Here is a 9,905-nt window from a genome sequence, read left to right on the forward strand (position 1 = left end):
CCTTCGAGGCGTACTGCCGGCCCTACGGCGGCAGCCTGGTCGGCATGCTGGCGGCCACGGGTCTGATCGTCCACGAACTCGGCGGGCAGTCCGTCTACCGGACGGTGGTGCCGTTCCACACCCGGGTGAAGTCCCGGTGGAGCGACTCGGTGGGCTGGTTCGTGGGCGGCGCCCCGATCGAGGTGCCGGTGGCCGGGACGTCCGACCTGCCGGGCACCCTGCGGGTCGTGCGCGGCGAACTGCAGGCCAGCCGGCCCCTGTCCAGGATGCCGCTGGCCCGGGTGCTGAGCCTGCTCGGCGCGGACTTCCGTCCGACCTCCCCCGACCTGTACTCGATCGTCTCGTTCGTCGACGCCCGGGGCATCCCCGGCGCCGACCGGTGGGCCGAGCAGAAGGCGTACGGACTGCTGCGGGTGTCGTACGGCGACCAGGTGTGCGTGTGGGTCAACCGGCTGCACGACGGCCTGTGGCTGGCGAGCCGCTACCCGGACACCGACGTGGCCGCCAAGAACATGCGGCTGTACGTCGAGCGGCTGAGGGATCTGATCGCGGCCACCGTGACGTAAACCCGAATTCGTAGGCCAATTTCGTAACCCAACGGACATCACTGACCCTGGCCCGAAGCAACTCCCCCTTTCTACACTGCTGTTGAGGGGGGAATGCGGTGCACAGACGGTTGCACGGGCGAGGAGCGCTGTTCGACATCGATCCGGCCGGTCTCGCGCCCCGGCTCCTGGGGCTGCGCCCCCACCAGCACCGCAGTCATCCGTACGAGCACCCGGGCGAGCTGCCCTTCGTGGTGCTCACCGGTGCCCGCGGTCTCGGCAAGACCGCGGTGCTGGCCGAGTTACGGGACGCCTACAAGGGGCACACACCGGTGGCGCTGATCGACTGCGCCGAGGCGCAGTTCGCGGGGCCGCCCCCGGAGCGGCCCGCCGAGTCGTGGTCGCCGGTGGCGCAGGCGCTGCTGGTGATCGCCGAGCAGCTGGCCGCGCCGGTGACGGGCGCCGGGCGGATCACCTTCCCACGGCTGATGTCGGGCCTGGTGGCGGTGGCCGCGAGCGGCTGGGGCGATGCCGACTCCGAGCGGATCCGCCGGGAGGTCGAGCGGATCCTGCTGCTGAACGAGAGCGGCTCGTGGATCAGCGGGCTGGCCGGGCGCTGGGCCGGGAAGGTGGCGGCCAAGGTGGTCGCAGCGGCCACCGGTACCGGGCCGCTGCTGTCCGGCGCGATCGAGGCGACCCTGGAGTCCGTCGCCGAGGGCTTCACCAGCCGGCGGCACCAGAAGGCGTCGGTGTGGTACCGGACGTACCCGAACGCGGGCGGCCACGCCCAGCGCGGGCTCATCCTGCTGTCGGGGCACTTCCGGGCGGGCGGCACCTCCCGGGAGCACGCCGAGCGGTATCTGGTGCGGGCGCTGCTGGCCGACCTGACGGAGGCGTATGCGGGGGTACTGCCGCGCATGCAGCGCCTCGGCCGGCCCCTGGTGCTGATCGACGACGCGCAGACCGCGCCGGGACCCGGACTCGTGGAGGCCGTGCTGCGCGACCGCGCCGAGGGCATCGCGGACCAGGTGGCCTTCGTCGCGGCCCGGCGTGGCGAGGGCCGGGCGCAGCTGCGCAGCGCGGTCCGGCGGGAGCTGCCCGAGGTGGCCCGGCGCAGCGACTGGACACCGGACGCGGCTCCCTCCTCGCGGGCGCTGCTCGTCGCGCTCCCCCCGCTGAGCCCGGACGACACCCTGCACATCGTCGGCGCGGTCTGCGACGACACCCCGGTTCCGCCCCAACTGCCGCACGCCACGCACCGGTTGACCGGCGGCAATCCGCTGGGCATCGTCCTGCTCGCCGAGTCCGCCGCACAGAACCTGCCCGGGGCCGCCTCGCTGGGCGAGCTGCTCATGGCGGACGTGCGGACCGGTGAGGACCAGCCGGCCGTGCCCGCCCATGAGGCGCTGCTGGACCGACTGGTGCCGGCCGAGTACCTGGACGAGCTGACCGTGCTGGCCGCCGCCCACGACCACGACTCGGCGTGCACCCTGGCCGCGGGCCTGCTTCCGGACACCTTCGGCCCGGCGGACGTACGGGCCCTGCAGTCCCGGCTGGCCGAGGAGGGGCTGCCGACCGTGCCGGGCCAGTTCGTCGGCGACCCTTTCGTCCGCACCCTGCTGCTGCTCCGGCTGCACCTGCGGGACGCCGACCACGCCTCGTGGAGTGCGGTCCACGAGACGCTGACCGCGCACTACCCGGACCCCGAGCAGGCCCGCTACCGGCTCCACCACCAACTCGCCCTGGGCAGCACGGAGGCGGCGGTCGCCCATCTGCGCGACACGTTCCCGACCGCGGACACCCGCGCCTGGCTGCGCACCCTGCGCTTCGTCGCGGCCGCACCGTACTTCCACGCGCACGACGCCGAGGGCCGAGACTTCACCGGGGGCGGCGACCGGCGGGCCGCGGTCGCGCTCGGCCGCACGGACGCCGGGCAGCCGCCGCCGGGCGCGGACGCCGTACTGCACCTGCGGATACGGCGGTTGCTGCACGCGGTGTGGCAACTGGGCGATCCGCTGGTGCTGCCCGACCCGAAGGTGTGCGACCGGCTCCGTTTCGAGCTGGAGCAGCTGTCCAACCTGCGGCCCGCGGGCAACGCGCTGCTGTGGCGGGCATCCCGGGACTGGCCGGCAGCAGCGCTCGCCGGGCGCCCGATGGGCGTACCCGACGACCCCGACGACCCCGAGGACACGGACGACGGCCCGGACGACCGCAGCGGGGAGGCGTGATGGCGCGCAGAGGCGTGGGCACATGGGTGCGCGAGAGCGTGTGGGAGATCCCGTTGCGCCGCTATCTGGCGCTGCTGGTCACGGCGGCCCTGGTGGCGGGGCTGGTGTTCGCGGTCCGCGTGCTCGCGCACGAGGACCGGTCCTGTGCGCCGGGGGTGGCCCGACCGGCGGACAGCAACGAGTGCGTGGGCGTGGCGAGGGGCACGTACGACTTCGGCCACCCGCAGCTGACGGACGTCGTACGGGCGATCGCGCGGGAGAACGACCGGCTCAAACCGGGCGGTTACGTGACGGTGGCGCTGATGCTCCCGTACAGCTCCGCCTCGCCGACCAACCTGAACGACATCCAGCACCAGCTGCAGGGCGCCTACCTGGCGCAGTACCAGGCCAATCACGACGCCAACGGGGAGGCGCCCGCGATCCGGCTGGTGCTCGCCAACCCGGGCGCGACCGGGGACCACTGGCAGCAGACGGTGGATCAGCTGGCCCGGATGACGAAGAGCGCGGACCGGCTGCGGGCCGTGGCGGGCATCGGGCAGAGCACCGACAACAACAAGAAGGCCGTCCAGGCGCTGACCCGGCAGGGGATCCCGGTGGTGGGCTCCTCGATCACCGCGGACGACCTGGCCAACGGGCAGGGCGGCAAGGACCCCTACCCCGGCCTGGCCCGGGTGTCGCCGACCAACACCGACGAGGCCCGCGCGCTCGCCTCCTTCGCCAGGGTGAGCGCGGGCAAGGCGCTGCTGGTGTACGACAAACCCGGCGACCCGTACACCCGGACGCTGCAGGAGTCGTTCGCGGCGCTGATCAAGGGCTCGCCGTACGAGCCGCAGCCGTTCACGCCGCCCGCCGACCGCAGCCAGGAGGGCACGACCGCGAACACCTTCCGGCAGATCACGCACCTGGTGTGCGACACCTCGCCGGGGACGGACACGATCCTGTTCGCGGGACGCCACACCCAGCTGCGGCAGTTCATCAACGCGCTGGGCGGACGCGGCTGCCAGGACCGGAAGTTCACGGTGCTGACCGGCGACGAGGCCTCGTACCTGACCCATGAGAGCGACCTGGACCGCGACGCCCTGCGCCACAGGCTCTCCGTCCGCTACACCTCCCTCGCCCACCCGGACGCCTGGACCGAGGACCCGGCGAAGACCGGCGGCTCGGCGGCGGACTTCAGGTTGCTGCAGCGGCTGGTGACGGCCGCCGGGCGGGCACCGTCCGGGCCGATCGGCAAGGTCGCCCTGGAGGACGGCCAGCTGATCATCGGCTACGACGCCCTGCAGCTGGCGGTGCACGGCATCCGCGAGGCGGTGCCGGACGGGCGGAGCTTCCCGGCACTCGCGGACGTCGGCCTCCAGTGGCCGCAGGTCAAGGGCTCGCTCAGGGTGAGCGGGGCGAGCGGCTGGATCTGCCTGGACGTGCACGGCAACCCGTACGACAAGGCCGTGCCGATCGTGGAGCTGACACCGGACGGCGGCTCACGGTTCGTACGGATCGCCTGGCCTGAGGGGAAGCCGCCGGCGAAGGAGTGCCTGCCGCCGTCGTAGGGCCTGTCCGGCGGATCAGGCCCTAGGTCTGGGAGGGCTCCAGTCCCTCGACAAGGCGTTCGAATCGGGAGTGCCAGTCGGCCTCCGACTCCCGCTCCCCCTTGAACTCATGGGTGAAGCGCAGCACGCACCCCGTCTCCCCGTCCCGTTCCAGGTGGAACCGGATCCGGCCGCCGCCTTCCACCGTGTACTCCGCCACCCGGTCGACGTCCCATGCCGTCACCCGGCCGCCGCCCAGGTCGCGCAGGGTGACTGCGCCGCCCAGCCGGGGTTCGAGCACGTCGACGGCGGTGAACCAGCCCCCGAGCCCCTCGGGGGTGGCCACCGCCGCCCAGACCTCCTCCATGCGCCGCGGGATCCGCACCAGGAAGTGGAGTATGTGCGTGTTCCCGTGGGTCTGGCTGGTGCCCTGTTCGATGGAACCGCTCATGACACCAGTGTCTCCGACCAGCCGGTCAGACGCCCGCGTAGGAGTGCTTGCCGCTCACGAAGATGTTGACGCCGTAGTAGTTGAACAGCCAGCAGCCGAAGGCGATCAACGCCAGGTAGGCGGCCTTGCGGCCCTTCCAGCCGGCCGTGGCCCGGGCGTGCAGGTAGCAGGCGTAGGCGACCCAGGTGATGAAGGACCAGGTCTCCTTGGGGTCCCAGTTCCAGTACCGGCCCCAGGCGTCGCCCGCCCAGATCGCGCCCGCGATGATCGTGAACGTCCACAGCGGGAAGACGGCCGCGTTGACCCGGTAGGCGAACTTGTCCAGCGAGGCGGAGGCGGGCAGCCGCTCCAGCACCGAGGTCGCGAAGCTGCCGGGCTTGCCGCCGGACTGCAGCTTGTTCTCGTACGCGTCCTTGAACAGGTACAGGATCGTGGCGACCGCGCCGACGTAGAAGACCGCGCCGCAGAAGATCGCGGTGGAGACGTGGATGTACAGCCAGTACGAGTGCAGGGCCGGAACCAGCTGGTCACTGGCGGTGTACAGGACGGTGACCGCGAGACCGAGGTCGAGGAGGACCGAGGTGATCAGGAACAGCCCGAGCCAGCGCACGTTCTTCTTCAGGGCCAGCAGCCCGAGGTACACACCGACGGCGACCGTGGAGAAGGTGATGTTGAACTCGTACATGTTGCCCCACGGCGCCCGCTCCACGGAGGCAGCGCGGGAGACGACCCCGGCCAGCTCCACCAGGAACGCGAGCACGGTGAGCGAGATGGCGATACGCCCGTAGAGGTCGCCCTGCTCGTCGCCGCCGTGCGCACCGGGCCCGTCCGGCACGTCCCGCGCGCCGGACGCGGAGCGCACCACGACCTTGGGCCGCTCCAGTACGGCGGTCCCCCCGGCCTGCTTCACGGCGACGGCGGGCGGCCCCGCCTTCTGTGCTCCGTCGGCCGTGAGCGCGGCGGCCGTGCGGCCGACCTTGCTGCGGCTGCCGAGGAGCCATTCGGCGATGTACGCGAAGAAGGCCAGGGTGTAGACGGCCATCGAGGAGTAGATGAGCGTGTTGCTGATACTCGCCAGGTGTTCGTTGGTCGCTACGGCGAGATCGGTTGCGGCGGCGAGAGTCACTTCTCAGCCCCTTCGGCAGGTACGACTTGGGAGTCGGGGGATGCTTCGTTGGATGCTGAAGAGTCGTCGGGGTCGGGTGCCCCCGGCGCCTGGTCGTAGAGGATTCCGGCGAGGTCGCCCAGCTCCTCGGGCACCTTGGCGGACTCGCTGCGGCCGAGCCCGGCCATCTCGACGACCGTGACGCCGTCGGCGCCGCGCACCGCCCGCACCCACACGCGGCGGCGCTGGATGAACAGGGAGCCGGCCAGGCCGAAGATCGCCGCGAATGCACCGCCGAGCGCCCAGCCGCCGCCCGGCTCCTGGACGATCTCGAAGCCGGCCCACTCCTTGACGTCCTTCTCGAAGGTGATGGACCCGGCGCCGTTCGGCAGCTGCATGGTGTCGCCCGGCTTGAGCAGCTTCTTCAGCTGCTTGCCCTGGGCGTCCTTGAACTGCTTCATGTGCTTCGTGTCGAGCTGGTACACGCTCTGCGGAAGGCCCGCGTCGACGCCCAGATCGCCGTGGTAGGCGTTCACCGCGAGGAGCGGGTTCACCAGCGCCGGGAACTGCGACAGCATCGTGCCGCTCTTCGCGTCGAACGTCGGCACGAAGAAGGCCTGGAAGCCGAGCTGATCCTTCTTGCCCTTGCCGTCGCGGTAGCCGTCCATCACCTTGATCACGCCGTTGGACGTGACGTTGCCGTCGAGCGGCAGCAGCGGGACGGCGTCCTGGTAGACGATCGTGCCCCGGCCGTCGCGGACGGTGACGACGGGCGCGTAGCCGTGACTGACGAGGTAGACCTTGGAGTCGCCGATCGTCAGCGGCTGGTTGACCTTGATGGTGGCCGGCTTCTCCTTGCCGTACGCACCCTCGCTGTAGGCGATCTTCGCTTCGTAGGTGCGCGGGGTGCCGCGGTTGGGGCCACTGGTCTCGTAGGTGCCCCGGAAGTCCTTCAGGTCGAAGCTGAACGGCACGAGGTCGTCGTTCTGGAACATGCTGCCGGACTTGAAGTCGTCGTACATCGGCAGCGCGTTGGAGAAGCCGTCGCCCTCCACCATCAGCTTGGTGCCGTCCGACTTGAACATCTGGCCCGAGGCGAAGGCGACCAGCAGCACGATCAGCGCGATGTGGAAGGCCAGGTTGCCCAGCTCCCGCACGTACCCCTTCTCGGCGGCGACCGCGTCACCGGCGAGGTGGGCGCGGAAGCGGCGCTTCTTCAGCAGCGCGAGCGCGGCCTCACGGACCTGCTCAGGCTCGGCCGTGGTGCGCCAGGTGGTGTAGGCGGGCAGCCGGGTCAGCCGCTTGGGCGCGCCCGGCGGGCGGCCGCGCAGCTGGCCGACGAACTGCCAGGTGCGCGGGACGATGCAGCCGATGAGGGAGACGAACAGCAGGATGTAGATCGCGGAGAACCACACCGAGCTGTAGACGTGGAAGAGACCGAGCTTGTCGTAGATCGGCGCGAGCGTCTCGTGGGTCTTGCGGAAGTCGTCGACCTTGGTGATGTCGGCCCCGCTCTGCGGGATCAGCGAGCCGGGGATCGCGCCGAGCGAGAGCAGCAGGAGCAGCAGCAGCGCGACCCGCATCGAGGTCAGCTGCCGCCAGAACCAGCGGACCCAGCCGACGACACCCAGGCCGGGCACGGCGGCCAGTTCCTCCCGCGGGGCGGTGGACAGCTGGGAGCCGGCCGCGCCCAGGTCCTCCTGGTCCTGGCTCTTGTCGGTTTCGGTCTTGCTCATCGATCAGATCCCCACAGTGAAGCCGTCGGACCAGCCCTGCATTTCCTGCACGAGGCTGTCCCAGGCCCCGGTCAGCAGCAGCGCACCGGTCACGATCATCATCGTGCCGCCGATGCGCATCACCCAGACATAGTGGCGCTTGACCCAGCCGAAGGCACCGAGCGCCTTGCGGAAGGCGACCGCGGTGAGGACGAAGGGCACGCCGAGGCCGAGACAGTACGCGACCATCAGCACAGCCCCGCGCCCGGCGCTCGACTCGTGGATGGAGAGGGTGTTCACCGCCCCGAGGGTCGGGCCGATGCACGGCGTCCAGCCGATGCCGAACAGGGCGCCGAGTATCGGCGCGCCCAGTAGGCCGGTCGTCGGCCGCTTGTGGAAGCGGAACTCGCGCTGGGTGAACCAGGGCATCAGGCCCATGAAGAACGCGCCCATGAGGATCATGAGCACGCCGAGCACCTGGGTCAGCACGTCCTTGTGCTCCTGCAGCGTCCAGCCGAAGAAGCCGAACAGCGCCCCGCCGGAGACGAACACGGCGCTGAAGCCGAGCACGAACAGGGAGGCTCCGGCGACCATGCGCCCCCGTCTGGCCTCGGCCAGGTCCGTGCCGGCGACTCCGGTGACGTAGGACAGGTAGCCGGGGACCAGGGGGAGCACGCAGGGCGAGAAGAACGAGACGAGTCCGGCGAGCAGGGCGATCGGCAGGGCGATCAGCAGCGCGCCGCTCTTCACGGTCTGGTTCTCCGCGGCGAGCGTGAGGAGTGCGCTCACGTCACTTCTCCGCGAGGACCGGCTTGAACATCTTCAGCAGGCTGGTGTCGTCGAGCCCCTCGAGCGCCCGCGCGGCGACCTTGCCGTGCTTGTCGATGATGAGCGTGGAAGGGATCAGCTGCGGGTTGAGCGTGCCCTTCTGGAAGCGGAGCATCAGCTTGCCCGTCGGGTCGTACAGGCTCGGGTAGCTGACCCCGTGCTCCTTCTCGAAGGCGAGCGCGGGGGTGGTGCTGGTGTCGCGGGTGTTGATGCCGACGAACTGGACGCCCTTGCCCTTGTACTCCTCGGAGACCTTGGAGAAGTACTTGGCCTCCTCCCGGCACGGCCCGCACCACGAGCCCCAGACGTTGATCACGACGACCTGGCCCTTGTAGTCGGCGACGTCCAGGGACTTGCCGTCGATGGTCTTGCCGGACAGGTCGGGCGCCGTGGCCCGCTTGCCCTGCGGGACGGTGTCGACGCCGTTGTTGCCGGTGACGAAGTTGGTGTTGCCGCCCCCGCCGGAGGTGCCGCCGTTGCCGCACGCGGACAGGGTCAGGGCCGCCGCGGCGGCCACGGCGCCAAGCAGAGCGGCGCGGCTACGGGTACTCATGTGAAAAGTTTCGCATGCCCGTTCCGGGGATCTCGCGCGCCCCCCTGGCGGGCGGAAAACCCCATTTCAGGAGGTATTTACTCCGGACATTTCAGACGACTCCCCGACGGCACGTCAGGCGGCGTTCGAGGAGGCCGAGCCGGTGTCCCGCAGGAAGCCCTTCCAGCCGCCGGCCGGCTGCTGCCCGACCTCCAGCGTGCGCAGCTTGGCGAGCACCTCGGGCTTCTGGACGTCCATCCAGTCCACGAACTGCCGGAAGGAGACCATGCGCACGTCCGCACCCTTCTCCTTCTCGCGCGCGATGTGCTTGAAGGCCTCCTCGACGGAGTCCATGTAGATGCCGCCGTTCCACTGCTCGAAGTGGTTGCCGATGAAGAACGGCGCCCGGTTTGTCCTGTATGCCCGCTCAAATCCCTGGATGTACGCCTGCGCGGACTGCTTCCGCCAGCCCGGGTAGTTGTATGCGGGCGCCTTGGTCGAGTTGACCGACTGGTTGGCGAGCATGTTGTAGTCCATGGACAGGACCTCGAAGGAACGTCCGGGGAAAGGTATCTGCTGCAACGGCAGGTCCCAGATCCCCAGCCGCTTCAGGGGCCACACCTGACGCCCGCCCGGCGAGGACGCGTCGTAGCGCCAGCCCAGCTTGCGGGCGGTGGGCAGCAGGTTGTTCTGGCCGAGCAGACAGGGGGTGCGGCCGCCGACCAGCTCCTTGTCGTAGTCGAAGGGCAGGGAGGGCAGGTCGGTCCAGCCGCTGTTGGTCCGCCACTCCTTCACGAACGCCTTGGCCTGCCGGATCTCGCTCTCCCACTGCTGCGGGGTCCAGTTGCCGACCGTGCCGCTGCCGGCGCAGAAGTGCCCGTTGAAGTGGGTGCCGATCTCGTGTCCCTCGAGCCAGGCCCGGCGCACGTTGGTCAGCGTGGCCTTGATGTGCGGATCGCTGAGGTAGCCGATGTC

General features: G+C 70.4%; 7 protein-coding genes and 2 pseudogenes. 3 read left to right on the forward strand and 6 right to left on the reverse strand.

The genetic code is table 11. The features are described from left to right. The 3 genes and pseudogenes from ABZ471_RS45870 to ABZ471_RS45880 all read left to right on the forward strand — a co-directional run. Positions 1 to 566: pseudogene (locus tag ABZ471_RS45870) on the forward strand (acyltransferase papA2); the annotation flags it as partial. A 98-nt stretch (positions 567 to 664) separates the two neighbouring features. Next, positions 665 to 2,773 (forward strand): hypothetical protein, encoded by a 2,109-nt coding sequence (locus ABZ471_RS45875; RefSeq protein WP_359075104.1) that lies wholly within the window; start codon positions 665 to 667, stop codon positions 2,771 to 2,773. Then, on the forward strand, positions 2,773 to 4,320 hold the full coding sequence (locus ABZ471_RS45880) for a hypothetical protein (protein WP_359075105.1): 1,548 nt from the start codon (positions 2,773 to 2,775) through the stop codon (positions 4,318 to 4,320). The genes ABZ471_RS45875 and ABZ471_RS45880 overlap by 1 nt, the downstream gene beginning before the upstream one ends. Positions 4,321 to 4,342: 22 nt before the next feature. Here the strand turns inward: ABZ471_RS45880 and ABZ471_RS45885 are convergent, their stop codons facing one another. From ABZ471_RS45885 to ABZ471_RS45910, 6 genes and pseudogenes are all read right to left on the reverse strand, one after another. After that, entirely contained in the window at positions 4,343 to 4,750 is a 408-nt protein-coding gene (locus ABZ471_RS45885; protein WP_359075106.1) for an SRPBCC family protein, read from the reverse strand. 25 nt (positions 4,751 to 4,775) lie between these two features. Beyond that, positions 4,776 to 5,876: a c-type cytochrome biogenesis protein CcsB gene (gene ccsB, locus ABZ471_RS45890; RefSeq protein WP_359075107.1), complete on the reverse strand. Its 1,101-nt coding sequence runs from the start codon at positions 5,874 to 5,876 to the stop codon at positions 4,776 to 4,778. Next, entirely contained in the window at positions 5,873 to 7,591 is a 1,719-nt protein-coding gene (locus ABZ471_RS45895; protein ID WP_359075108.1) for a cytochrome c biogenesis protein ResB, read from the reverse strand. The genes ccsB and ABZ471_RS45895 overlap by 4 nt, the downstream gene beginning before the upstream one ends. Before the next feature lie 3 nt (positions 7,592 to 7,594). Beyond that, on the reverse strand, positions 7,595 to 8,359 hold the full coding sequence (locus ABZ471_RS45900) for a cytochrome c biogenesis protein CcdA (protein WP_359075109.1): 765 nt from the start codon (positions 8,357 to 8,359) through the stop codon (positions 7,595 to 7,597). 1 nt (position 8,360) lies between these two features. Further along, positions 8,361 to 8,951 carry a TlpA disulfide reductase family protein gene (locus ABZ471_RS45905; protein ID WP_359075110.1) on the reverse strand — a complete coding sequence of 197 codons (591 nt, stop codon included), beginning with the start codon at positions 8,949 to 8,951 and terminating at the stop codon, positions 8,361 to 8,363. 114 nt (positions 8,952 to 9,065) lie between these two features. Next, positions 9,066 to 9,905 (reverse strand): annotated as a pseudogene (locus ABZ471_RS45910) (hypothetical protein); the annotation flags it as partial.

Origin of the sequence: Streptomyces sp. NPDC005728 (genome assembly GCF_040630895.1) — a bacterium.
Lineage (GTDB): Bacteria > Actinomycetota > Actinomycetes > Streptomycetales > Streptomycetaceae > Streptomyces.

Bases quoted from the DNA above. Each gene is read 5' to 3' on its own strand.
- ABZ471_RS45905 (WP_359075110.1), bottom strand. From the start codon at position 8,951: ATGAGTACCCGTAGCCGCGCCGCTCTGCTTGGCGCCGTGGCCGCCGCG.
- ABZ471_RS45895 (WP_359075108.1), bottom strand. From the start codon at position 7,591: ATGAGCAAGACCGAAACCGACAAGAGCCAGGACCAGGAGGACCTGGGC.
- ABZ471_RS45880 (WP_359075105.1), top strand. From the start codon at position 2,773: ATGGCGCGCAGAGGCGTGGGCACATGGGTGCGCGAGAGCGTGTGGGAG.
- ABZ471_RS45885 (WP_359075106.1), bottom strand. From the start codon at position 4,750: ATGAGCGGTTCCATCGAACAGGGCACCAGCCAGACCCACGGGAACACG.